The sequence below is a fragment of the Paenibacillus artemisiicola genome (assembly GCF_017652985.1).
Taxonomy (GTDB): Bacteria; Bacillota; Bacilli; order Paenibacillales; family Paenibacillaceae; genus Paenibacillus_Z; species Paenibacillus_Z artemisiicola.
This window is the reverse complement of the sequence record NZ_JAGGDJ010000018.1, coordinates 74,529-99,144: the sequence shown is the minus strand read 5'-3', so window position 1 is coordinate 99,144 and position 24,616 is coordinate 74,529. Positions and strand designations below refer to the sequence as shown.

Sequence of the window (24,616 nt, the reverse complement as noted above, 5' to 3'; positions counted from 1 at the left end):
CATTGAGTTCTTTTACAACCGAAAACGGTCCAACAGTACCTTGGGTTACATCTCGCCCATCCGTTTCGAACAGCTTTATTACGAGAAATTGGCTTAGCCTGTTGTCCACTTTATTGACAGAGGAGCACTGTGTCCGCCAAAGATCCAAATCGGCCCCTTATTCGACGAATAGCGGATCTCTTGTCCGCTCGGTCATCGGGTGGGACGCTTCATTGAAGCTCGGCGCGCCCCAACCTGACCGTGCCTCTGCACGATGGCCCGCGGTTTGCTTTGGCAGACGGCCGGCTGCTGCATCCGATTGCCCCTTGTGCCCGCTATGCCACTCACGCCCGCTATGCCACTCAGCCCCGCTATGCCATTCGCTCCCGCTATGCCATTCTCGCCAGCTATGCCCCTTCGCCCGACAGACGCAAAAAAAAGCGTGTCAAATCGATAACCGATTTGCACGCTTCTTGAACCTAAAAGTCCGGAGCCTCGATCAAAAGAAGTTAAACAGCAGCAGCGAGTAAATGACGAGCATTTTGCCCCACCGTTTCTTCATGAACTCCTTGCCGCGGTGGATGCGCGACTTGACCGTGTTGACGGGAATGTTGTTCGCCCGGCCGATGTCCTCCATGGACATCTCCAGCACGTAGCGCTGGTACACGACGGTCTTGTACTTCTCGGGAAGCTTCTCGATCATCCCGGCCATCGTGGAAGCGAGCTCGCGTTCGATCACTTCGCCTTCCGGCGTCAGGGACGCGTGCGGAATGACGTCGTGCAGGGACAAATGCTGGTCGGAATGGGCCGTTACGGGCTGATCCAGCGGGAGCGGCGGTGTTTTGCGGCGGCGCAGCAAATCCAGGCATACGTTCTTGCCGATGTGAAAAATCCACGTCGAAAACCGTTTGTTCTCGTCGAAGCGGTTCAGGTTCAGGTACACCTTCAAGAAGGTTTCCTGCACGACGTCCTCGCACTCCGTCTTGCTCCGCAGGATGCGATGCGCCATGTGAAACAGCTTATCCTTGTAGAGCTCGACCAGCTTATTGAAGGCCGTCTCGTCCCCTTGTCTCGACAACATCACTAACTGTGCCTCGTTCACCGCGATTCTCCTTTGCCACCCGTCATCCATCTCCCTGTATTATACCTGATAAAGGGCGAAAAAAGAAACGCATCTCCGACGGAGATGCAGCCTCTTACAGATGAAGAGGCTTTGTTGGGCTTGGCGGGAGGATTTAAGTCCCTCCCCGTTTGGCCCTCGTTGCTTTTATCAGCTTCGCATCCTTGTTTAATAACGCTGCCTTGTCTGTCCGTTCCCAAGGAAGATCAAGATCCGCACGTCCGAAATGTCCGTAAACAGCCGTTTTTTGATAAATCGGTCTGCGAAGGTTCAACATGTTAATCATGCCTGCCGGACGTAAGTCAAAGTGTTTGCGTACCAATTGACTGAGCATATCATCGCCGATTTTGCCGGTATGAAACGTATTTACGGCTATACTCACAGGATATGCAACCCCTATGGCATAAGCCAACTGAACCTCGCATTTGTCGGCAAGACCTGCCGCAACAATGTTTTTAGCTACATATCGCGCAGCGTAAGCGGCCGAGCGGTCAACCTTGGTGGGATCTTTGCCCGAGAATGCGCCGCCGCCATGACGAGCGTAACCGCCATAGGTATCGGCTATAATTTTACGGCCCGTCAATCCTGAATCCCCTGCCGGACCGCCGATGACGAATCGGCCGGTTGGATTAATGAAATACTTTGTGTATTCATCCTTATAAACGGTTGGAACGACAGGCGAAATCACGAACGCATGCATATCGTTTATGATTTGCTCACGGGATATTTCAGCGTCGTGTTGAGTCGAGATTACGATCGTATCTATTCGCTTAGGCCGGTTGCCTTCATATTCCACGCTGACTTGCACTTTACCGTCAGGACGTAAATAAGGCAATGTTCCGTTTTTTCGGACGAGCGCCAACTGATAAGCAAGTTTATGCGACAGTGATATCGGCAGCGGCATCAACTCCTTTGTCTCCGTACATGCGAAACCAAACATTAAGCCTTGATCGCCGGCACCGATTCCGTTTATCTCATCCTCGCTCTTTCGGCCCTCGCGAAGCTCTAAGGCTTTATCGACTCCCATTGCGATATCGGGGGATTGTTCGTTGATCGCGATAAAGACCGCGCATGAATCGGCATCGAAGCCAAGATCCGCCCGCGTATACCCAATGCCGCGAATTGTGTCTCGAACGACTTTCCGATAATCAATAAAAGCGTTTGCCGTGATTTCTCCGGTAACAAGCACAAAGCCTAGTCCCACGCAGCATTCGCAAGCCACGCGCGCAAACGGATCTTTCTCGAAAATAGCATCTAAAATGCCATCGGAAATTTGATCGCACATTTTATCGGGATGGCCTTCCGTCACGGATTCGGACGTAAAGAGATGATGGTTTTTTTTGATCGTCATTTATTCCCCCCCATTATACTTGTCCCATAGAAGAAATCGGGTACATGTTTTCATTGGTTCGTTCCATATCCCGCGATCTCGCTTACACGGCATGTAACGTCTTTAATGTCTTGAATTTGCCGTCTTTCCAACACCAGCTTTTGTCCGATCGAAAGCGCCAGCTTCTCCCCTTCTGCCCGGAGATTCGGATCCGCTATGCTTTCCAGATCCGAAACATGCGCAAGACCTATGATTCTGCGTATCATTTCACATCCTGCGTAGCCCGCGCAGTCCTCAAGCACATGAAGCAAGTAAGAGTCCAGCAATCCTGGAACGATTGTCATGCGTTCTTTAGACTCTTTTTCCCATAGTTCCCTGAATGTTTGTTCAAAGTAACCCCATATTTGTTCGATCGTTGCAAGAAGATACGCCTGATAATTCCGCTCAGGCGCGTCCTGGGTATGCCCTCCATGGGAGACAAAACTGAGCAGAAGATTTCCAAACACAACCCCGATATCAAATCCGACAGGTCCATAAAAGGAGAATTCCGGATCGATCACTTTGGTCCCCTCTTCGCTTACCATAATGCTGCCGGTATGAAGATCCCCATGGATCAGCGCCTCCGCATGAGTGAGGAAACCTGCTTTTAATTTTGCGACCTCCAGCTTCAATGGGTTATTGTTCCATATTTCTTCTATCCGTTCTGCTGCCAAGGGATTAAATTGATTCGTTTCGGAATTAAAATAAGGGTCCGTAAAAATGAGATCTTCCGAGATTTTGCACATTTCCGGATTCGTGAATTGAGCCGCTTTTTTCTTTTTCACTTGCGAAGGTAAAGCAAAATCGGACGTCAAGTACAACGTTCGCGCCAGATAGACGCCTAGATGACGCGCAAAATGAGGATAACGCTTCCGGGCAGCCAATCCTTTGCGCATAATCAGATAGTTCGACAGATCTTCCATGACGGTCACTGCCATAATGGGATCATAGTGGTAAACTTTAGGTACGAAACCAGGGCAAATGGAATGCTGAATGATCAATGCTTGACTCTCAATCCGCGCCCGATCGAGCGTTAATGGCCAAGATTCCCCTACAACCCGTGCATAAGTAAGCGCCTGCTTCACAATAATGCTTGTACCCGATAACTTGTCTGTAATTTGAAAGACGAGATTCAAATTCCCATCTCCGATCTCTCTGCAAACCAGCTGCGCATTCTTCCCGAACATGTCTTTTAGTTTACGGGCATACATCAAAGCTCTATATTCATTAAGGGTTTCATACTGGAGCATTATCCTTCCTCCTCTACTAAAACATGAACTATCTTATATAGATAATCCAAGAAGGAGAATTGGTGTCTATGAATAGTCATAAATAAGACAACCGTCTAAATAGATAGGTGGCTGATAGAGAAGTAAATTGTTGTTTTTAGCAAAAAAGAGGATAGACGTACAAGCAATTCCCCTTCTCTTTCATATCCTTTCATAAAATGGAAGGTGATGCGATGGATGCGCGAATAGGCAGATTCGAGATTAAGGCATCAAACCAAATGAACCGTCTCCCCAATCAATTTTTTTCGGGCTTAGTGTCGAGGGCGAACCGATATATCGAAGAGGGATACGATGTGATTAATCTTGGCCAGGGAAATCCCGATCTTCCTACACCCTTGCATATTGTACGTTCCTTGCAGGAAGCGGCGATTAGTCCGCTGAACCACAAGTACCCCTTATTTTCCGGGAAAAGGAAGCTGAAAGAAGCGATATGTCAATGGTACGAGGTTGAACATGGCGTTCATTTGGATCCGGACGATGAAGTAGCGATTCTTCCCGGCACAAAAACAGGGCTGGTCGAACTTGCGTCAATCTTGTTGAACCCAGGGGATGTTGCGCTTGTACCCGACCCCGGGTATCCGGATTATTGGTCAGGGATCGCGCTGGCAGGCGCTAACATGATTCCCATGCCGCTGCTGAGGGAAAACGCGTTCTTACCCGATTTGGAATCCATTCCAACGGAACAGCTGAAAAGGGGTAAATTAATCTATCTGAATTATCCGTCCAATCCTACGGGTGCCTGCGCTCCTCCCTCCTTTTTCGATGATGCAATCCGGTTTGCGGAGAAGAACAAAATGGTTATCGCGCATGACTTTGCATACGGAGCGCTCGGATTTGACGGGAAGAAACCAGCCAGCTTTTTGTCCCGTCCTGGCGCGAAAGAGGTGGGAATCGAGTTTTATACCCTCTCGAAGACCTATAACATGGCCGGTTGGCGAAGCGGGTTCGCGCTGGGAAATAAAGAAGTGATCCGATTGATAAATTTGCTTCAGGACCATTATTACTGCAGTCTGTTCGGAGCGGTTCAAGATGCTGCGGTGACGGCCTTGACGGCTTCTCAGGACTGCGTAAAGGAACTGGTGGCCGTTTATGAATCGCGTCGGAATTCCGTTTACCGCGAAATGAGCCATATCGGCTGGAATGCCTCTCTTTCCGAAGGGACGTTTTTTACTTGGCTTCCCGTTCCGCCAGGATACACCTCAAGCCAGTTCGCAGACTTGCTTCTGGAAAAAGTTCAGGTGGTTGTGGCGCCAGGCAGCGGGTTTGGTCATAACGGCGAGGGTTACGTTCGAGCGGGACTTCTAACGAGTGAAGAACGCCTGCGGGAAGCGATGCAGCGAATTCATTCCTTATCTCTTTTTTAAGCGGATACCGCAACGTACGCTATGTAGGGCATTTGCTTGACTCATTTATGAAAAGGGGAATTGCCGCGGGTCGCTCATCCCTATGAGAATCGTGAATTCTAAGGCGTGATTGATGCATGAATGCCTTCAGAGGACTATTCGTATAGTCCTCTTAGGATCCCTTCCATCTTATAGCGCTGCTTTTTGATCCATGACGTAATATTTGAATATTCTCAGATTTTTCAAGCTGTTAGGCAGGGCTTCTTTTTTATCGCGAAGAACATCCTTGGGCAATTTAAACAGAACGGAGAGATTTTTGGGGAGTGTCTGGTTCGCGACGGATACTTTTTTCCTTCCGGGCGCAAACTTTTTAAACGAAGCGATCTGGAATCCCCAATCTCCGAATGAAGGAACGTAAACATTATAGCTTTTCGTTATCAGTCCTACGCTTTTCAAAGTATGATAAATACTCCAATAAACCCGCGGGAAATCATCGGTCGAATTGGATTGGATGACGATTATGCCGCCTGGAGCAAGCTTTTTGGTTACGTCTTTTAGAAATTCTTTCGTATACAGCTTACTTAGCTCTTTATCATACGGATCGGGGAAATCGAGGATGATCACATTGTAGGTCTTTGAATTTGGATTCGGCGTCTTGGAAAAGAAGCGTCTTGCATCCTTTTGATGAATCTTCACTCGTTTATCGTATAACGAACGCTCATTTAATACGGAGATAGGTCTGCTTTTTGCTATCTTGATTATTTTGGGGTCCAGCTCAATGAGATCAACCGTTTTTACATCCCGATATTTAAGTACTTCCCGTACTGCGAATCCGTCCCCCCCGCCTAATATCAGGACATGACGACGACAGGGCGACATGACCATCGCCGGGTGAACAAGAGCCTCGTGATAAAAACGTTCGTCCAATGAACTGAATTGCAACTGCTTATCCAGATACATCCGTACATCTTTCGCTTCCAGCAGGACAATATTTTGATAACGGCTTTTACCCTTGTAAAGAATTTTAGGTTTTCTTTGCAGCAAGTGTTTCAAGGTTTTCTGATCCCATATATCTCCCCGGTTAACGGTTGAGCTTGTTGAGGCCGCCGTTTTTTTTGCCAATTGTTTCACCTCTCATCTAAATATAGGCCTGCAAAAAAAGGATGCAATATCCGCTCCGGCATTTTCTCCGCATAAGTTAATCTCAAGATATGCCATGTATCCGGGAAAGTGTGGGCGAAGCGCCGCTTCGGCAGCTCCCGTAAGTCCTTGTACGCAACCGAATCGCGGAAGCCGAGCGCGTTCCCGAAAAACAGCACCCGCGGTTCGCTGTCGTTCTACTTCGCGGTTACGCCTTTAGTCAAGCAAAAAGCCTGTAACAGGCTTGTTACAGGCTTTTTGCTATGCCGATGAATGAAAGCGGGAAGACCGATTCATACTGCGCAGCGGTTGACCGCTACGATGAAAACTCATAAGCTGGCGCGGAAAGCCAGTGAAATCTATACGCTGATCATCCTCCTCGAAACTAAGAATAGTCATTCTACTAGATCGGTTTTCATTTATTTTCATATTTTATGGAGTGAGTTGAAAAACTCTCGTCCATCCTCGCTGCTTTTTCATCATTAGACTTGAAGGGGTGATCCGAGTTGACATACTCGACTTTTGGAAAGCATATTATCGTTGACGTTTGGGGAGTTGATTTTGCATGTTTGAATGATATTGATTTTTTACGGTCGATCATGTTGGATGCAGCTACGCAATGCGGCGCGAAGGTAATATCCATATCCGATAAGGAATTCGATCCAAATGGCTGTACCATTTTAGTTCTTTTATCGGAAAGCCATCTCTCCATTCACACCTACCCTGAGAAGGAGTTTGCGGCGATAGATTGCTACACTTGCGGGGAAAACGTAGATCCCAAAATAGCGATCGATTATCTAATCGATCGATTAAGCCCTATGAAAATCTATACAAAATTTTTAATACGCGGTTCCAATGAAATAGACGTTATGGATTAATAATGAACAAGCCTCTTACAGATTAAGAGGCTGCATCTCCGGTCGAAATGCGTTTTTGCTTCGTCCCGCGACTTCACGCGATGGACGAGATCGACGCGCGAAACCGCTCCGTCAGCTCCAGCAGATCGGCGTTTTTCTTGAAAATGCTCGACGTCCCCGCGACGAAAATGTCCGCGCCGGCCGCCTGCATCTTGACCGCGTTCTCGTTGGAAATATTACCGTCCACCTCGATCTCCACGTCCCCGTAGCCCATGTCCGCGAGATGGCGCTTCATGTTGGCGATTTTGCGCAGCGTCGCCGGGACGAGCTTCTGCCCCGCGAAGCCGGGATTGACGGTCATGACGAGCACGACGTCGAGGTCGTCCAGCACGTCGTCGATCGTATAGATCGGCGTCGCGGGATTGAGCGCCACGGACGGGCGCGCCCCGAGCGCCTTGATCTGCTGCAGCGTGCGCTGCAGGTGAACGGACGCTTCCTGGTGGACGGACACGATGTCGCCGCCGCGAACCGGGAACAGGTGCAGATGGTCCTCCGGCCGTTCGACCATGAGGTGCAGGTCGATCGGGATCGCCGTCATTTCGCGGATCGTCCGGACGAAATCCGGGCCGAGCGTGAAATTCGGCACGAACCGGCCGTCCATGATGTCGATGTGCAGGTACTCGACGCCGGCGCGCTCGAACGCCTCGACCGTCTGCTCCAGCCGGCGGAAATCCGCGCACATCAACGAAGGGGAGATTTTGGCTGCCATGCTGCTGCGCCTCCTCGTACTAGGGTTTGACGATGACGCGCATGCCGGCGTGGCTCTCCGCCGCGCGGATCGCGTCGCCGATCTCCTCGAGCGGGAACGTGTGCGAGACGTACGGCTTCATGTCGATCGCGCCGGACGCGATCAGGTCGACCGCCTTCCGGTGATGCGCCGGCAGCGAGCCGTGGGCGCCGTGCACGAACAGCTCTTTGTAGTGGATGATGTTCGTGTCCAGCGTCACGAGCGACTTGCCCTTCGGCAGGCCGCCGAAGAAGTTGACCCGGGCGCGGTTCTTCGCCATGTGGATCGCGTCCACCTGCGCTTCCGGCGACGGGTTCGACGTGATGACGACGTCGGCGCCGAGCCCGCCGGTCTCCTCGAGCACGCGCGCGATCGCGTCCTCTTCGTTCGAGCAGATGTAGGCGTGCGCGCCGAATTGCTTCGCCAGCTCGAGGCGCGGCCGGGAACGCTGGACGAGGATGACCTTGGTCGCGCCCATCATCTTGGCAACCTCGACGATCATGCAGCCGATCGGCCCGGCGCCGATGACGACGACGCTGTCGCCGAGGCGGACGTTCGACAGCTCCAGCGCGTTGATGACGCAGGCGAGCGGCTCGGCGAGCGCCGCTTCCTCGTGGGAGACGTGGTCGGGAATCGCGTGGATCGGCCCGTAGTCGACCATCATTTTGTTCAGCAGCACGTATTCCGCGAAGCTGCCCGCGAACTGGTAGCCCATCGCGTAGTTGATCTGGCAGTTGTTGCCGATGCCCGCTTCGCAAAAGACGCACTCGCCGCACGGCACGTCCGCGCCGAGCGAGACGCGGTCGCCGACCCGGAACTTGGTGACGTTCTCGCCGACGGCGACGATCCGGCCGGACGACTCGTGGCCGAGAATTTGCGGCAGCTGCACGCGGCTGTTGCCGTGGTGGTAGATGCGGATGTCCGAGCCGCAGATGCCGACGGCTTCGACTTTCATGAGGATGCTGTCGGCGTCGACGGTCGGCATGTCGACGTCCTGGACGACCATGTGGTCGAGTTGGTGCAGTACGGCCGCTTTCATGTTTGCCTAGCCCTCCTTTTTAATCATCCGGGTGCGGGCGGAAAAATGCCCTGCGATTGTTGCGGGACTCCGCTCGCTGTTGTAGATCGGATTTCTTCGATTTAATCAAACATAATAAAGGTAGAAATTCGACGACAAAGGCTTAAGGTGATTGGTTTGCGTTCACTGTCGGAGACAGGGAATGCAGCATTCACCGGCTTCGTAAGCATATGCTCCGCTTTTTCGACCTCACTCCGCCCTCCGGGCATTTTTCCTGCCGGATGCTTAAACCTTCAAAAACCTTATTGAGAACTCCATCATTAGAATGATTCTGTTGGCCTCCCGGCCCAAAACATGGGGCACTTTCCTGCGGCCCGTTGCTTCGGTCTGGCTTCGCGGACCTCTTGGGCCTGCTTGTTGCAGGCCAAAACCCTATTAAGACCAAAGCAACTTCCGGCTAAACCTCCCCGCCCGACGGCAGGATCATCACTTTATTAAAGAACGCGGTCCGGTCGCGCATCATCCGCATCGCTTCGAACGCGTCCTCGAGCGAGCAGCGGTGGCTGATCAGCGGCTTCAGATCCAGCCGGCCGGACGCCATGCTGTCGACGACGAGGCGCCATTCGTTGCGCGGGGACGCGGCGAAGGACGAGTTCCACGTGCCGCGGACGGTCAGCTGCTTGCGCAGCATTTCCCAGTAGCCGTCCTGCGACAGCGCCATCCCGCCCGCCGGGTTGCCCATGAGCACGACCCGGCCCAGCTTGCGGACGGCGCGCAGGCAGTTTTCCCAAGACGCCGAGATGCCCGCGCCTTCGATCGCCACGTCCGCGCCCCGGCCTTCGGTTCGGGCCTTGGCCCACTCGCCGGCGTCGCCTTGGAGCGGGTTCAGCACGTCCGCGAAGCCGAGCGAGCGCGCGAACGCGAGCTTCGTCTCGTCGACGTCCGCCAGCAGGATCCGCGACGCGCCCCACGCTTTCGCCCAATAGGCGAGCATGAGGCCGATCGGGCCGGCGCCGCTGATGAAGACGCTGTCGCCGACGTCAAGACCGGCTTGCCGGAGCGCATGGACGGCCACGGCCGCGGGCTCCGTCATCGCCAGCTCTTCGAAGCCGAGCGTATCCGGGGCCAAGACGAGATTCCATACCGGCGAGACGATGTATTCCGCGAACGCGCCGTCCCGCCGCGAGCCCATGTAATCGTAGTCGTCGCACAGAGCGTATTCGCCGATCTCGCAGGACGGGCAGCGGCGGCACGGCAGCAGCGGGAACACGGCGGCCTTGCGGTGCAGCAGCGCGGGATCGACGCCGTCGCCGAGCGCGACGACGCGGCCGGCGAATTCGTGGCCGGGCACCGTGGGGAACCGGTACGTGCCCTTCGTGAAGACGCGCGGGATGTCCGAGCCGCAGACGCCGCACGCGCCGATGCGCAGCAGCACTTCGCCCGGACCGGGCGCCGGCGTGGCGATCTCCTCGGCGCGGAGGTCGCCGAGACCGTGCAGCACGTTCGCTTTCATCGGCTGCGCGCTCCTTTCGCTTCGGCGCCGGCGGCTGCCTTCGCGCGGTCGCCCGCGTCCGGCACCCGCCGCGCTCTTTGTCGTTCAATCGTGTTCATCATGCGGAGCGCCTCCCGTTTACTTGCTTACGAACTGCCGCCAATACGCGACGGAAGCCTTGTGGTCCTCGATGATGCGGAATTCCGTCGACCAGGCTTCGCGGTGCGACAGCTCGAAGACCAGCTCCGCTTCCTTCGCGCCCGACGTTTCCAGCGCCGCCAGCAGCGGCTCGCCGTGGATGATGCCGAGGGCGTTGTATTCCGGCGTGAACGGCCAATGGCGGCTGTGATCCTGCTCCGTCTGCTGAATATGGATGATCGGCGATACGCCGCCCAGCTCGCGCACCCACCGGTACGGATCGCGGTCGCTCGGATGCGGCGCGTGGCCGACGTCCAGGACGAGCTTGAACGGGATGCCCGCCCCGTCGTTCAGCCGCTCCAGCAGCTCCTTCGTCTCCTCCACGGTATTGGCCATCTCGCGCGGAACGGACATCGGCTCGAACGTCAGGTACGCCATGCCTTTGTCCTTCGCGTACCAGCTCAGCTCGCGCCACTGCTTCAGCGCTTCCCCGACGAGGTAGTCCCGGCGGGCCGGATCGCCGTAATCGGCGAACGTCAGAATGCCGAAATGGCTGCCCGTCGACGACGCGCCCATCGCGGCGGACAGGTCGACGAACCGTTTGAACCAGTCCAGCCATACGCGCCGCGTCTCCTCGTCGGGATGCATGAAATGGTTCACGCGCGTAAACGAGCTCGTGAACGTGCTCGTGATCTGCAGGCCGTGCTTGGCCGTCTGCTCCTGAATTTCCGCCAGCTGCCGCTGCAGGACCGCCTCGGGCAGAAACGCGTTCAGCAAATCCGCGACGAACTGCACATAGGTCAGCCCCAGCTCCTCCGCCACGATGCGGGCCCAGACATGCGGCTCCACGTACTTGTTGACGGCAAACCCCAAGTTGATGCCCAGCTTCACATCCACAGCCATTCCCGCCATCCTCTCCTATGGACAAGTCAGTTGTTCTTCTAGTACATAAACTAATACTATTATGTATCAGTGATACATTCAATTAGTTTTTTCGCATGCAAAAACGCCCTCTCTCTACGTCGGTAGATAGAGGGCGTCCTACGTTGAACATCCGCTCAGGCAGCAGGACCGAGCAGGCCGCCGTCCGGCATCACCTTCCCGTCACGCTCTCCCGCACGATCAGCCGCGTCGGCAGCTTGACCGACGGGACGGCGGTGCCCGGCGGCGCGTCCATGATCCGGAGAAGCAGGTCGATGCAGGCGCGGCCGAGCTCGCCGGCCGGCTTGCGCACGCTCGTGAGCGGTACCGGGAGCAGGCCGTTCATGCGGGAGTCGGTGAAGCCCGCGACGGACAGCTGCCGCGGCACGTCGATGCCGAGCCGGCGCGCGGTTTGCATGACCGCCAGCGCCACATAATCGTTGGAGCAGAACGCCGCCGTCATCGCGGACGCGCCGCGCATGAACGCTTCGAGGTCTTCTTCCCGGTTCGCGTAATCGGAATAAATGAGCGACCGGTTGACCGGCAGCCCCGCGTCCAAGTGGGCCTGGAGGTAGCCCTGGTAGCGCTCCTCCCGGCTCATGACGCCGGCCATCTGCTCGGAGACGAAGCCGATTGCCCGATGGCCCGCTTCGATCAGGTACTTCGCCAGCTCGTAGGCGCCGCCGTAATGGTCGTGGCAGACGCTCGGAATGTCGATCTCCCGGAACGCCCGGTCGATGATGACGAGCGGATACTGCGCGAGGTGCAGGCGCAGCACCTGGCGGCCGAACGCCCGCCGGTCGCCGGGGAACAGGATGATGCCACCGATGCCCCGGTCCTCCGACAGCTCGCGCAGCAGCGCTTCTTCCTTGTCATGGTCGTCCCCCGCGACGCGGAAAATCAGCTCGCAGCCGAGCGCCTGCGCCGCCGGCAGCGCGGCGGTGATGATCTGGCCGACGAAGTCGTCGATGGCGGGCACGACCATCGCGACGATCCGTCCGGCCGGCCGCGCGGGCGCCGCGCGTCCTTCGCCGTACTCCGCCAGGAACGTCCCCCGGCGCGGCATCCGGTAAACGATGCCTTCCTTGGCCAGCGCCAGCAGCGCCTCCTTGCTCGTCCTGCGGCTGACCCCGAACATGTCGGCGAGCTCGCCCTCGGACGGCACGGGATCGTGCGGCCGCAGCCCCCGCTCCTCGATCAGCTCCACGATTTTCCGCCGCATCTGCTCGTACAGCGCGTACGGCCCCTTAACCAGTCGTTCCTTCCGTTCGTTCCCGTTCAACGCGAAATCCCCCTTGCCGCAGCGGCGATGTATCCGTGTGTCAGTGATCCATCTAGTGTATAGGCGATCCCGCCCGAATTCAAGACGAAAGGCTTGCCCCGTTCAGGGACAAGCCTCCCGCATGCTAGGATACGCGCTGAATCTTGAACGTAAACTTCCACTTCGCCGTGTTGCCGGAGTAGCGGCCGCGGTTCTCCGTGACGGTGACCGACAGCGCCTTGTCGAGGCTCTTCGTCACCGACGAGACCTTCACCGCGGCGCTCGCCTGGCCGTCGTCCGGATACTTGTCCTGCTCCTGCGCCTCGGCGAGCAGCTTGATCGTATCCGTCGATTTCACGTTCAACGTAACCGAGCCGCCTTCCGGCACTTCTTTGCCGTTGACGTAGCCGCCGGTCCACCACTCGTTGCCGACGTGGTTGTTCTGCGCCAGCGTCGCGCGGACGAACGTCACCTTGATCTTGGCCGTCTTGGACGCGGCCGTCACGGGCTGCGCCGCGAGCAGCAGCGCGGGAATCAGCAGCATGGCCTTGCGTATCGCCTTCAATCGTATGACCTCCCAATATACGGGTAGAATAGCCGAGCTTTCCCATTATAAGGCGATTGCGCCGAAGCCGCAGCAATTATTTTCCTTCCCGAAGTCCGGCGTGCAAGCCTATTCCCGCACGACGGCAGCACAATAAACGGCGTCCCCCGCAGCCGGCGGGAAACGCCGTTTCGCCTTCGATTTCGCGCGCCCGCGCTTCGGGCTACTCGACCTTGATCGCGTTATAGAACTTCTCCTGCATCTTCTTCGCGGACGCGTCGAGCGCCGCCTTGACGTCGACGTTCTTGTTCGAGAACACCGACTGCACGTTCAGCGTCATCTCCGCGTAGTAGTCCTGCGTGTTGAACTGCGCCTCCGGCTTGCCGTCGAGCAGGCTCATGATGTCCGGGCTGTACGGGTACACGTTGTCGTACTTCGCGTACACCGCTTTGACCTTTTGGCCGTATTCGGAGTCGTCCGTGAAGTATTGGATGACCGGCGGCACGAAATATTTGTTGTCCGTCTTGCGCTGCTGGATGCTCGCCTCGACGGACTCCAGGCCCTTGTCGGAGAAGTAGTCGAACGTCGCGTACTTGAACGCCATCTCCTGCTCCTCCTTCGCCGCGTTCGGGTTGATGACGAGGAAGTCGCCGCCGAGCACGCCCGTATGCTTGCCGCTCGCGTCCATCTTCGGCATCGGATAGACGAGAATGTTCTCCGGCTTCATGCCGCCTTGGTTCAAGCCTTGATCGACCGGGCCGTCCGGACCGGCGATGACCATCGCGGTACGCCCCTGCGCCCACGCGCCGACCGCGTCGCCCCAGCCGAGCGCGAAATCCTTCGGAATCGCGTTCGCTTCCCAGGCCAGCTTATGGTAGAAGCCGAGCGCCTTCGCCCCGGCGTCGGAGTTGAACGCCGCCGTCACTTTGCCGCCTTCGACGGTCTGAATCTCGCCGCCCGCCTCGAACAGGAAGTTGGTCCAGTTCCAGCCGGCCTCGTTGCCCTTGCCCATCGGCGCGATGCCGGAGACGCCCTTCTTCGGATCGGCGACCGCCTTGGCCGTGTTCAGCATGTCGTCCCACGTCCAATCGTACGGCGGCACGGCCACGCCCTTATCGTCCAGCATCTTCTTGTTGACGACGGTGCCCGTCACGTACCCCTGCTGCGCGATGCCGTATACTTTGCCGTCGATGATGAATTGATTCTGCAGGATCGGATTCATCTGATCCTTGAATTCGTAGTTGTCGTACAGGTCGGTGATGTCCGCCGCCCAGCCGCGCTCGGCGAGGAATTTGCCCTCCGTCGCGTACGTGTTGAACAGCGTCGGCGCCTCGTTCGCGCCCATCTTGATGCCGATCTCGTTCGGGTTGTACTGCCAGTCGCTCTTCACGATCTCGACGTTCGGGTATTTCTCGTTGAAGCGCTTGATTTTGTCGTCTTCGAGCGCGCGCTTCTCCACGAGATCCGGCGTCGGATAGTAGATGCTGATCGTGATTTTCTTCGCGGACGCGTCGTTCCCCGCGGCATCGCCGCCGTTGCCGGCCGCGGCGTTCGTGCCCGCGTCGTTCGTACCGGACGCTCCCGTATTGCCCGTGCCGCCCCCGTTGTTCCCGTTGTTGCCGCCGCCGCACGCGGTCAACGCGCCCGTCAGCATGGCCACGCTCGCCAGGATGACGGACGCTTTGCGAAGCTTTCTCATGTACGTTCCCCTTTTCGCGTTTAGTTTGCCTTACACGCCCATCATAAGGGAGCCGCGGGCAAAGCAGAATGTGCATTCCTATGTCGATCGTGTGCAGGTCTACGATGCCGGCACCCGGCGTAGAAACGCGCCCGATCCCCGTGGAAACGCGCCTGCCCGGCGCCGAACCGCGCGCGGTCCGCTCCCATGACGCAAGCGCTCATCCCTTGACGCCGCCCATGTGAAGGCCGCGGATGATGAACCGCTGGAACAGCAGGAACACGAGGATCGGCGGCAGCATGACCATCGTCAGCATGGCGAATTTCACGTTCGTGTCGAGCCTGCGCACGTTGATGACGTATTGGTAGATCGCGGTCGCGAGCGGCCGCTTCTGGTCGGTATGCATGACGAGCGACGGCCAGAACCAGTCGTTCCACGCCGTCGAGAACACGAAGATCGCGAGCGTCGAGAAGATCGGCACGGACAGCGGCAGCGCGATGCCCGCGAACAGCCGGAAGTCCGACGCGCCGTCGATGCGGCCCGCTTCGAACAGCTCGTGGCTGATGCCGTCGAAGAAGCTTTTGAGCAGCAGGAGGAAAAACGCGTTCGCCCCCGCGGGCAGCCAGAACGCCTGAAACGTGTTCAGCATGCCGAGATCCTTCAGGTTGACGAAGTTCGGCACGATGTACGTCGTCGGCGGGATGAACAGCGCCGCCAGGAAGAAGAAGTGGATGCCGCGGCCGTAAGGAATGTTCAGCCGCGACAGGCTGAACGCCGCCAGCCCCAGGACGAGCACGGTTACGGCCATGTTGCCCGCGAAGATGATCAGCGTGTTGCGGAAGAACATCGGCAGGTCGATGTAGCGCCAGCCTTTCCCGAAGGTGTCGAACGTCCAGTGCTCCGGCAGGAAATGCGGCGGGAAGGAGTTGACCTCCGCGTTGGACTTCAAGCCGTTGAACAAGGTCACGAGAATCGGATACAGCATCGACGCGACCATGGCGATAATGACGAGCAGCATCAGGCCGTACGCGATGCGGTTCGGCGTCTTGTGCAGGTCGTAGCGGGACAGAATGCCGCGTTCTTGGTGCTTCATGTCAGTTCGCCTCCCTGCTTAACCGGTGCTGCAGCACGGCGAGTCCCCCGAGCACGAGGAACATGAGCACGCCGAGCGAGGACGCCGCGCCGTAATCGAGCCGCGTGAAGGCGTACTTGACGATCAAGAGCGCGTAGGTCAGCGTCGCCTGGTTCGGGCCGCCGTCGAGCATCGCCATTTGGGACTGGTAGCCTTGGGAGGTCGAGATCAGCTGAAGGACGAACAGCAGCACGATGATGCCGCGGATGAACGGGAGCGTGACGTGGCGGATTCGCCGCCATACGCCGGCGCCGTCGATCTCCGCCGCCTCGTACAGGTCGCGCGGGATGCTGAGCACGGCGGCCAGGTAGATGAGCATGGCCGCGCCGAACTGCTGCCACGTCTCCATGAAGACGAGCGAGATCATCGACCAGCCCGTGTCGGTCATGAACGAGACCGGATCCTTGCCGAAGCCCGTGACGACCGCGTTGATCGGGCCGGCCGGGTCGTACAGCCAGCGCCACAGCCCGTACAGGACGACGACCGGAATGACGTTCGGCAGGTAGGCGGCCACGCGGACGAAGCCTTGGAACCGCTTCAGCTCGGAGATGGAGATCGCGAAGACGATCGGCACCCAGAAGCCGATGACGAGGCAGAGGAACATGTAGTACAGCGTGTTCTTGACGGCCGTCCGGACGTCCGGATCGCGGAACACCGTCTTGTAGTTGTCGAGCCCGGCGAACGAATTGCCCTTGACGAAGTCGATGTGATAGAAGCTGTAGACGAAGCCTTTAACGATCGGCATCCACAGGAACATCACGAAGACGGCGGCGGCGGGCACGATGAACAAATACCCCCATAGATGCTTGCGAAGTCGCGCGGTGATCCGCATAGTGTCCCCTCTTTCATGCTCTTCCTCGGAAGGCCGCCGGCCGGTGGGGCCGGATCGGCCATTTCTTCCGTACCTCCCCATTCTAGAGGCGGCGGGCGGGACTGAACATGTGCGGTTCTATGGGGATCATGGGCGATCTTACTTCTTATTCTTCTTATTCTTCTTATTCCGCGCGGGCGGACCGGACTCGTCCGCCGCTGCCCGCGTACTCCCATCGTACCATCTCCGGGCCGGGTTCGTCTCATGAACGGCAGCCGTTCGCCGCCGGCGGCAGACGCGCCGGCAAACCGTTCGCCGGCAAGCACGACGGAACGGCAAAGAGGCAGCCGGTTTCCGGGCTGCCTCCCTCGCCGCGTGATCGTCCATTCGATCCGTGGCTCGGCGCTTCGTTACGCCTCGTTACGCCTCGTTACGCCTCGTTATTCCCCCGCCTCTTGCTCTTGCTCCAGCTCGTCCAGCCTGACCGCCCGGCCCGAGCGGGCGGAGCGGTTGGACGCTTCCATCAGCCGGGTCAGGTCGAGCGCCGTCTCGAGATTGCGCGCGCCCGCCTCGAGGCCGACCCCGCCGATCCGCGCCACCCACTGCTCGAAATCGGACGGCAGCGCCTCCGGCAGCGGCCATTCGGCGACCGGATTGTCGCCGTTCGCCAAGCTGGCGACGATCAGCTTGCGGGTGTGAAGCGAATAGCTCAGGCTTCCCTCGGTGCCGTGCGCTTCCAGCGTGAACGGCGACAACGGGTTGACGAAGCCGGCTTCGACGATGCCGATCGCCCCGTTCGCATAGCGCAGCACGGCCGCCGCGTTGTCCTCCGCTTCCCGGCCGGTCACGCAGCCGTAGCTGGCGGAGACGCTCTCCGGCATGCCGAGCAGCAGGCGCGTCAGCACCATCGGATGGCAGCCGAGATCGATCATCGCCCCGCCCGCGCTTTCGGCCAGGCGGTAGAAGCGCTCCGGCAGTCCGGCCGCCGACAGGGCGCCTTTGTGGGCCAGCCGCGCGCGCACCTGCGTCAGCCTGCCGAGCAAGCCTTGCGAGGCGACCTCCCGCGCCGCGAGCGCGAACGGCATGTTCAGCCGGGGCAGCGAGACCGTCAGCTGCACGCCGGACGCGCGGACGTCCGTCAGCAGCTCGCGGCATTCCCGGACGGTCGGCGCCAGCACCTTCTCCGTGAACACATGCTTCCCTGCTCTGGCCGCGGCCCCGATCACGGCGCGGTGCATGGCCGTCGGCGCCGTCACGATGACGGCGTCGATGTCCGGCCGCGCCAGCAGCCCGGCCAGCTCGGCGTAATACGGGACGCCGCGCGCCTCCGCCTCCGCGCGGCCGCGCGCCGGATTCTCGTCCCATACCGCCGCGACCTCGGTGTCCGGATGCCGCTCCGCCTGCAGCGCGTAATCCTTGGCATGGACATGCCAGAAGCTCAATATCGCGATCCGCAACATCGGACTCGCTCCTTTCCATCCTCCGGTCGGCTCAGTCGAAATAGACCGCGCGTCCGGTACGGTTCGATTCGTAGACGGCTTCGATGATCTCCGAGACGACGCACGCCTGCTCCGGCGTGACGACCGGCTGCGTGTCGTTCAGGACGGCCTCGATCCACAGCCGGATCTCCCGGTCGTGCATGCTTTCCTTGCGTCCCGTGAAGAAGTCGGCGCCCTTGACGTCGAATTTCACTTCGTTCTCGTACAGCCGTCCGTACTTCTCGCCGTTCAGGCGCAGCCGGTCCTTCACGTCCGCGCCCCCTTCGGTGCCGCACAGCGTGTAGCGGGCTTCCAGCGTGTCGACCATGTTGATCGCCCAGCTCGACTCCAGCATGACCGTCGCGCCGTTCTTCATGACGACCATGCCGAACGCCGCGTCCTCGACGGTGAACGTCTCCGGATCCCAGGAGCCGTCGGCGTTGGCCGCGTCCTTGCGCGGCGCGAGCTTGCGATACGACGTGCCGAGCACGGCGCGCGGCTCGTAGTTGTCCATCAGCCACAGCGTCAGGTCGAGCGCGTGCGTGCCGATGTCGATCAGCGGGCCCCCGCCCTGCTTCTCCCGATCCAGGAACACGCCCCAAGTCGGCACGCCCCGCCGGCGCAGCGCGTGCGCCTTGGCGAAATAAATCTCGCCCAAGTCGCCGTTCGCGCAGGCCTGCTTCATGTATTGGCTGTCCGGCCGGAACCGGTTATTGTAGCCGATCGTCAGCTTCTTGCCCGTGCGCCGGGCCGCCTCCGCCATGCGGCGGGCGTCGGCCGCCGTCTTCGCCATCGGCTTCTCGCACATCACGTGCTTGCCGGCCTCCAGCGCCGCGATCGAGACCTCGGCGTGGGCGTCGTTCGGCGTGCAGACGTGGACGACGTCGATCGAGCCGTCCAGCAGCAGCTCGCGGTAATCCGCGTAGACGCGGGCGCCGGGCGCGCCGAACTTCTCCGCGGCCTGCTCCGCCCGCTCCGCCGCGATGTCGCTGAACGCGCACAGCTCGACGTGGGGCAGCTTGCTCAGCGAGGGCAGATGCTTGCCGTTCGCGATCGAGCCGCAGCCGACGATGCCGACTTTCAAGCGGTCACGCATGGGCCGAATCCTCCTTTCGCAGGGCTTCTTTGATGTCCGCCAGACAGTTTTGAATGCGCAGCGGAACCTCCTTGTGCAGCTCCGGCCATGTCGTGTACAGCGCCGGATCGATGCGGTATTCCTCGAATTCCATCGAAGGCTTGAAGCGGAACGTCTTCAAGTACCGCTCCACGAGCCGGTTCGTCTCGTCGTCGGTCGAATAGACGCCGTCGAACGGGCCGGTGACGAGCAGCCCCCGCCGGCCGGCGGTCTCGTCCGTGGCGACCATCAGATCGGGCAGCAGGTAGAACATGTCGGCCTGCGGCATGAACGCGTGCTTGCCGGGCTGGGAATACAGCTTGACGTGCGTGCCGTCGACGAGGTTGCCGCGGTCGCGCAGCAGCCCTTTGAAGTGCGTGCCGTGGAAGCTGGCGTCGCAGTCCAGCACCTCGCTGCCTCGGCCGACGTACACCCACACGTGCTCCAGCTCGTACAGATGCTGGATGTCGTAATCCCAATAGATCGCGTATTCGATGATGCATTGCAGGTTCGGGTCTTTGAATTCGAACGTGCGGCGCGTCGACGGGGACGGCCCGGACGCCTCCAGCACGGTAATGCCCACGCGGACGGGGAAGAATGGCTCGTTACGGTCGAAATACAGATAAGGGGCATAGGTTGCGATCCAGTCGGCGTTCCAATTCGTCATGGCTTGCTTCATCCTTTCAATGCGGTTAATTTGTTCGCGATCAGCGCGTGGCTTTGCGCGATGTCGTCCGGCTCGCAGGCCGCCTTCAGCTCGTACACCTTGATCGGCGCGCGATCGATGACCGGCAGGAACCGGTCGAAATAAACGTCGTCCCCGCTGTGCACGTACGGGCACCAGTGATCCGACAGCCCGATCGTCTCGTGGATGTGCACGCCGACGATAAGCGGACCGACGTCCGGCAGGTCCTGCGCGTTGTCGTACAATCCCATCCGTTCCATCATCATGGCGTGGCCGATATCGTACCAGAGGCCGATCGGCCCGCCTTCGAGGCCGCGGATGAGTTCGCCCGCTTCGCGCAGCGTCGGGATCTGATAGCAGCGCGCCCGCGTCTCGATGCCCACGGCGACGCGGTAGCCGCTTCGGGCGATGAATTCGCACGCCTCCTCCAGGCTCCGCCGGATGCGCGCCAGGTACTCCGGCGCGAGCCGGGCCCGCCGCTCCGCCATCTCCGCCCACAGCGCGGCATAGGCGTCCGAATCCCTGCCTTGCTCGCGGTAGATCCGCTTTAATTCCGCATCGACGTTCGTCTCGAACGGCACCTCGCCAGGATGGACGACCACCGCTCCGGCGCCGTAGCGGTCGGCGTATTCGATCGACTGCTTGAGCAGCTCCACCGCATGCTTGCGCTTCGCTTCGTCCGCGTAGCCGAGCATGAGCGAATCCGTGTCGAAATCCTTGTCGTTCGCGAACGGAAACGCGTGATGCACGCTGGAGACGCGGATCTCGCCCGCCTCGATCATCGGCTCGATCGTCGCCAGCTGCGCGCGCGTCACGTTGTAATTGAGCTCGACGCTGCCGAACCCGAACGCCCGGATCCCTTCGATCATGCCGCGCCCGTCGTCCGGATGCTTCTTGATGTTCCAGCAGGTGGAGAACGAAAAACCTTCGGTGTTCATCCGCGCTTCTACTCCTTTACCGAGCCCAGCATCGCGCCGGAGATGAAATATTTTTGCAGCCACGGGTACACGATCAAGATCGGCACCGTGGCGAACATGATGCTCGCCGCCTTGATGCTCTCCGGCATGATCGCGACGAGCTGGTCGCCCTGCGTCGACAGCGGATCGTTGGTCATGCTGTTCATGACGACCTGGTACAACTTGAGCTGAATGGGGTACAGCTTCGGGTTCGTGATGTACATCAGCGCGTCCATGAAGCCGTTCCATCGGCCGACGGCATAGAACAAGCTGAGCGTCGCCAGCGCCGGCAGCGAGAGCGGAAGCACGATCCGCGTCAGCGTGCGGAAGTGGCTGCTGCCGTCCATCTCCGCCGCCTCCGTCAGGCCTTCCGGCAGCGAACGGAGGAACGTGATCAGAATGATCAGGAAGAACGGATTGATGATCGCCGGCAGAATCAGCGAGCCGATGTGGTTCGTCAGATGCAGGCTCCGGATGAGCAAATAATCGGGGATCGTCCCCCCGCTGAAAAACATCGTGAACAGGATCAGGAACATGACGATCTTCTTGCCGCGCAGCCGCTTCGACAGCGGATAGGCGGCCGCGATCGTCAGCAGCATCGCCAGGCACGTGTAGCTGACGGTCAGCACGACCGACACCAGCAGCGCCCGGAGCATCGTGTCGTCCTGGAAGACGATCCGGTAGGCGTCGACGTTCCAGCCGAGCGGCAGAACCGTCACGTCGCCGGACAGGATGGCGCGGTTCGAGCTGAGCGACATGGAGGCGATATGCAGCAAGGGAGCTAGGCACAGGATGACGAGCGCGGCGATCAGCACGGCGTTGACTGTCTCGAACAGCCGGCCTCCGCCGCTTCGGCCCGCCATCCGTCGCGCGTTCTCGGCCATCGTCAGAAAACTCCGTTCTCGGTTATTTTTTTGGCGAGATAATTCGAACCCAGGAGCAGCACGATGCCGACGGCCGCTTGGAAGAGGCCGACCGCCGTGGCCGTCGAGAACTGCGCCGTCTGAATGCCCGTCTTGTACACGAAGGTGCTGATGACCTCCGAGAAATCGCGCACGCTCACGTTGCCGAGGACGAAGGGCCGGTCGAAGCCGATCTGGACGAGCTCCCCGATCTTCAGCACGAGCAGGACGACGATCGTCGGCCGGATGCCGGGCAGCGTCACGGACCAGATCCGGCGCAGGCGGCCCGCCCCGTCGACGGCGGCGGCTTCGTACAGCTCGGCGTTGACGCCGGCGATGGCGGCCAGGTAGACGATCGTGCCCCAGCCCGCGCTCTGCCAGACGCCGACGGCCAGATACGTGACGAGCCAGTCGTACTTATCGGTCAGAAACGGTATCGGCGCGACGCCCAGCCGTCCGAGCAGCTCGTTGACGATGCCCGAGTTGGTCGCGAACACCTGGTACATCATCCCGCCGATGATGACCCAGGACAGGAAGTGCGGCAGGTACAGCGCCGTCTGCGCGAATTTCTTGAACCGCCGGCCGGCCAGCTCGTTCAGCAGCAGCGCCAGCACGATCGGCGCCGGAAAGGAGACCAGCAGGTCCAGCAGGTTCAGCAGGAAGGTGTTCCGCAGCGCCTCGTAGAAGCCGCTCATGCCGAAGATTTCCCGGAAGACGTCCAGTCCGACCCAGGGACTGCCCGTAATGCCCTTGAACAGGTTGTAGTCCTGGAACGCGATGAGAATGCCGTACATCGGACCGTACTTGAAGATCAGGAAGTAGGCGAGCGGCAGAACCAGCAGCGCGTACAGCTGCCAATTCCGAGCGAAATAAAGCCGTTTATTGGACACGCCGTTCACCTCTATTTGTTCAAGCTCTTAAACGCCTCCGTGCGCTCTTTCACGATCTCGTCGCCGCCGCTCGCCATGTAATCCTTCAGCAGGTCGTCATACGTCTTGTCGAAATCGGCCGGCTTCGCCATGATGCTCTTGACGATCAGCTCGTCGTATTTGTCCTGCAGCGTCGGCATGTACTTCGTCTCGGCTTCGATCGGCGTCGTAAAGTTCGCGTAGTTGACCGTGTCCGTCAGCGACATGCGGTAGGCGTCGATCACGTGCTGCCGGAACGGTTCGGGCACCGAGGCCGCGGCCGCTTCCCAGTTCTTCTCGTCGCTGCCGAAGTCCTCGCCTTGCGTAATCATCGCGATGTCGTTCGCGTTGTACATCCGCTTGCTCGTCTCGTCGGAGCCGCTGCGCTGCGGGAGTCCGTTCACGAGCGTGTAATCCTCGCCTTCGATGCCGTTCATGACCGTGAACAGCACGTCCTTCTGCGCCATCCAGTCGAGATACTTGATCGCTTCCGCGCCGCGCTTACTCGCGGCCGGCACCATGAGGAAGAAGCCCGTCGGATCGTACTCCGGCTTGATATGCTTGCCGGCGTCGTTCGTATACGGATCGACCGGCGCGAGGTCGGCGCCCGGGACGTTCTGCGCCAGCACCTTGGCGATGCCCGGCGTGTCGTTGTAGCTGTTGCCGAGGTTGTCGCTGTACATGCCGACTTTGCCCGTCATGGCGTCCTGGAACAGCTGCTTCTCGTCCTTGTCGAGGGAGAAGTCCGGGCTCATCAGCCCTTCGGCGTACAGCTTGTTCAGGAAGCGGACCGCGTCCTTGTGGCCGGGCAGCAGCACCGGGTAGCCCAGGCTTTCCGACAGCGTGTAGCGCTGTTCGTCGCTCAAGCCGTCCTGGATGAACGACCAGACGATCGGCTCGATGGACGCCGGCGTCAGCGAGAAGCCGAGCGGGATGACCTTGCCGCCGGTCTCGCCGGGATCCTTCTCCTTGAACGCCTTCAGCGCCGCGTACACCTCGTCGGTCGTCTGCGGCATCGGCAGGTTCAGCTTGTCCAGCCAGTCCTTGCGAATGAGGTTCTCGTACTTGCCCGTGTTGACGCGCAGCCCCGGGAGCGAATACTGCACGCCGTCCACCTTGCCGCGGTCGAGCGTGGAAGCCAGGTACGTCTTCAGGTTCGGGCCGTATTGGTCGAGCAGGTCGTCGAGCGGGAGCAGCCCGCCGTCCTTGGCATAGCCGTACGAGGTCAGCACGTTCGTGTTGGCGAACACGATGTCCGGGGCATCGCCGCTCGACATCATGACGTTGACCTTGTCGGTGGCGTCGGTGCGCGGAATCGGCACGAATTCCACTTTAATGTTGTTCGGGTCGCCGAAGTTCTTCTGCACGTATTGCGTCCAATAGTTGTCCGTGACCGTGACCCCCGCGGGCGAATTCCCCCGGTCGAAAATGCCGACCTTCAGCGTGACCTGCTTCGTCTCCGTCGCGCCGCCGGCCGGCGCGGCCGCGGCATTGCCGCCGGCCTCGTTCTTCGCCTGCGAACATCCCGCCGCCAGCACGGCCGCCGCGACGAGCGCCAGCATGGAACCGCGTGCTTTCCTTCTCATAACCTCCAAACACCTCGCTATCGTATTTTGGACTGCACCCCGAGTGTAGCGGCGGGGAACGGGAGGCGGCAATTTACACGTTTCCGCGCGCCATACCAAACGTCGGAT

At 59.3% G+C, this 24,616-nt stretch carries 22 protein-coding genes; 2 read left to right on the top strand and 20 right to left on the bottom strand.

The genetic code is table 11. The features are described from left to right. Window positions 1-478: 478 nt before the first annotated feature. From I8J29_RS19835 to mtnK, 3 genes are all read right to left on the bottom strand, one after another. Complete coding sequence (locus I8J29_RS19835; protein ID WP_240546337.1) at window positions 479-1,060, bottom strand: sigma-70 family RNA polymerase sigma factor; 582 nt, start codon at window positions 1,058-1,060, stop codon at window positions 479-481. 154 nt (window positions 1,061-1,214) lie between these two features. Continuing rightward, window positions 1,215-2,444 carry a methionine adenosyltransferase gene (metK, locus tag I8J29_RS19830; protein ID WP_420831137.1) on the bottom strand — a complete coding sequence of 410 codons (1,230 nt, stop codon included), beginning with the start codon at window positions 2,442-2,444 and terminating at the stop codon, window positions 1,215-1,217. Between the two features lie 56 nt (window positions 2,445-2,500). Then, window positions 2,501-3,718, bottom strand: a complete 1,218-nt coding sequence (mtnK, locus tag I8J29_RS19825) for an S-methyl-5-thioribose kinase (RefSeq protein WP_208849242.1) — start codon at window positions 3,716-3,718, stop codon at window positions 2,501-2,503. Window positions 3,719-3,930: 212 nt separating this feature from the next. Between mtnK and I8J29_RS19820 the strand changes: the two genes are divergently transcribed. Beyond that, complete coding sequence (locus I8J29_RS19820) at window positions 3,931-5,121, top strand: pyridoxal phosphate-dependent aminotransferase (protein ID WP_208849241.1); 1,191 nt, start codon at window positions 3,931-3,933, stop codon at window positions 5,119-5,121. A gap of 168 nt (window positions 5,122-5,289) precedes the next feature. Here the strand turns inward: I8J29_RS19820 and I8J29_RS19815 are convergent, their stop codons facing one another. Then, window positions 5,290-6,222: a spermine/spermidine synthase domain-containing protein gene (locus I8J29_RS19815; RefSeq protein ID WP_208849240.1), complete on the bottom strand. Its 933-nt coding sequence runs from the start codon at window positions 6,220-6,222 to the stop codon at window positions 5,290-5,292. 524 nt (window positions 6,223-6,746) lie between these two features. Here I8J29_RS19815 and speD point away from each other — a divergent pair. Beyond that, window positions 6,747-7,118, top strand: coding sequence for an adenosylmethionine decarboxylase (gene speD, locus I8J29_RS19810; RefSeq protein WP_208849239.1), 372 nt, complete (start codon window positions 6,747-6,749; stop codon window positions 7,116-7,118). 73 nt (window positions 7,119-7,191) lie between these two features. Here the strand turns inward: speD and rpe are convergent, their stop codons facing one another. The 16 genes from rpe to I8J29_RS19730 form a co-directional block, all read right to left on the bottom strand. Then, window positions 7,192-7,866, bottom strand: a complete 675-nt coding sequence (rpe, locus tag I8J29_RS19805) for a ribulose-phosphate 3-epimerase (RefSeq protein WP_208849238.1) — start codon at window positions 7,864-7,866, stop codon at window positions 7,192-7,194. Between the two features lie 19 nt (window positions 7,867-7,885). Beyond that, window positions 7,886-8,923 (bottom strand): alcohol dehydrogenase catalytic domain-containing protein, encoded by a 1,038-nt coding sequence (locus I8J29_RS19800; RefSeq protein WP_208849237.1) that lies wholly within the window; start codon window positions 8,921-8,923, stop codon window positions 7,886-7,888. 436 nt (window positions 8,924-9,359) lie between these two features. Beyond that, window positions 9,360-10,415 (bottom strand): galactitol-1-phosphate 5-dehydrogenase, encoded by a 1,056-nt coding sequence (locus I8J29_RS19795; RefSeq protein WP_208849236.1) that lies wholly within the window; start codon window positions 10,413-10,415, stop codon window positions 9,360-9,362. A 117-nt stretch (window positions 10,416-10,532) separates the two neighbouring features. Further along, window positions 10,533-11,435, bottom strand: coding sequence for a sugar phosphate isomerase/epimerase family protein (locus I8J29_RS19790; protein WP_208849235.1), 903 nt, complete (start codon window positions 11,433-11,435; stop codon window positions 10,533-10,535). A gap of 190 nt (window positions 11,436-11,625) precedes the next feature. Beyond that, the gene (locus tag I8J29_RS19785; protein ID WP_208849234.1) at window positions 11,626-12,735 is read right to left on the bottom strand and encodes a GntR family transcriptional regulator; all 1,110 of its coding nucleotides are present in this window, start codon (window positions 12,733-12,735) and stop codon (window positions 11,626-11,628) included. A 124-nt stretch (window positions 12,736-12,859) separates the two neighbouring features. Continuing rightward, the gene (locus I8J29_RS19780) at window positions 12,860-13,279 is read right to left on the bottom strand and encodes a hypothetical protein (RefSeq protein ID WP_240546336.1); all 420 of its coding nucleotides are present in this window, start codon (window positions 13,277-13,279) and stop codon (window positions 12,860-12,862) included. 202 nt (window positions 13,280-13,481) lie between these two features. Then, on the bottom strand, window positions 13,482-14,957 hold the full coding sequence (locus tag I8J29_RS19775; RefSeq protein ID WP_208849233.1) for an ABC transporter substrate-binding protein: 1,476 nt from the start codon (window positions 14,955-14,957) through the stop codon (window positions 13,482-13,484). Between the two features lie 199 nt (window positions 14,958-15,156). Further along, window positions 15,157-16,029, bottom strand: coding sequence for a carbohydrate ABC transporter permease (locus I8J29_RS19770; protein ID WP_208849232.1), 873 nt, complete (start codon window positions 16,027-16,029; stop codon window positions 15,157-15,159). A 1-nt stretch (window position 16,030) separates the two neighbouring features. After that, window positions 16,031-16,900 (bottom strand): carbohydrate ABC transporter permease, encoded by an 870-nt coding sequence (locus tag I8J29_RS19765; RefSeq protein WP_208849231.1) that lies wholly within the window; start codon window positions 16,898-16,900, stop codon window positions 16,031-16,033. A gap of 419 nt (window positions 16,901-17,319) precedes the next feature. Then, window positions 17,320-18,339 carry a Gfo/Idh/MocA family protein gene (locus tag I8J29_RS19760; protein WP_208849230.1) on the bottom strand — a complete coding sequence of 340 codons (1,020 nt, stop codon included), beginning with the start codon at window positions 18,337-18,339 and terminating at the stop codon, window positions 17,320-17,322. A 31-nt stretch (window positions 18,340-18,370) separates the two neighbouring features. Continuing rightward, a complete protein-coding gene (locus I8J29_RS19755; RefSeq protein ID WP_208849229.1) occupies window positions 18,371-19,453 on the bottom strand; it encodes a Gfo/Idh/MocA family protein in 1,083 nt (360 codons plus the stop codon). Beyond that, on the bottom strand, window positions 19,446-20,138 hold the full coding sequence (locus I8J29_RS19750) for a hypothetical protein (protein ID WP_208849228.1): 693 nt from the start codon (window positions 20,136-20,138) through the stop codon (window positions 19,446-19,448). Before I8J29_RS19750 ends, I8J29_RS19755 begins: the two co-directional genes overlap by 8 nt. Window positions 20,139-20,146: 8 nt before the next feature. Continuing rightward, a complete protein-coding gene (locus tag I8J29_RS19745; RefSeq protein ID WP_208849227.1) occupies window positions 20,147-21,094 on the bottom strand; it encodes a sugar phosphate isomerase/epimerase family protein in 948 nt (315 codons plus the stop codon). Between the two features lie 8 nt (window positions 21,095-21,102). After that, on the bottom strand, window positions 21,103-21,996 hold the full coding sequence (locus I8J29_RS19740) for a carbohydrate ABC transporter permease (RefSeq protein WP_420831136.1): 894 nt from the start codon (window positions 21,994-21,996) through the stop codon (window positions 21,103-21,105). Window positions 21,997-21,998: 2 nt separating this feature from the next. Then, window positions 21,999-22,904: an ABC transporter permease gene (locus I8J29_RS19735; protein ID WP_338113238.1), complete on the bottom strand. Its 906-nt coding sequence runs from the start codon at window positions 22,902-22,904 to the stop codon at window positions 21,999-22,001. Between the two features lie 11 nt (window positions 22,905-22,915). Then, window positions 22,916-24,508 carry an extracellular solute-binding protein gene (locus tag I8J29_RS19730; protein WP_208849226.1) on the bottom strand — a complete coding sequence of 531 codons (1,593 nt, stop codon included), beginning with the start codon at window positions 24,506-24,508 and terminating at the stop codon, window positions 22,916-22,918. Window positions 24,509-24,616 lie beyond the last annotated feature (108 nt).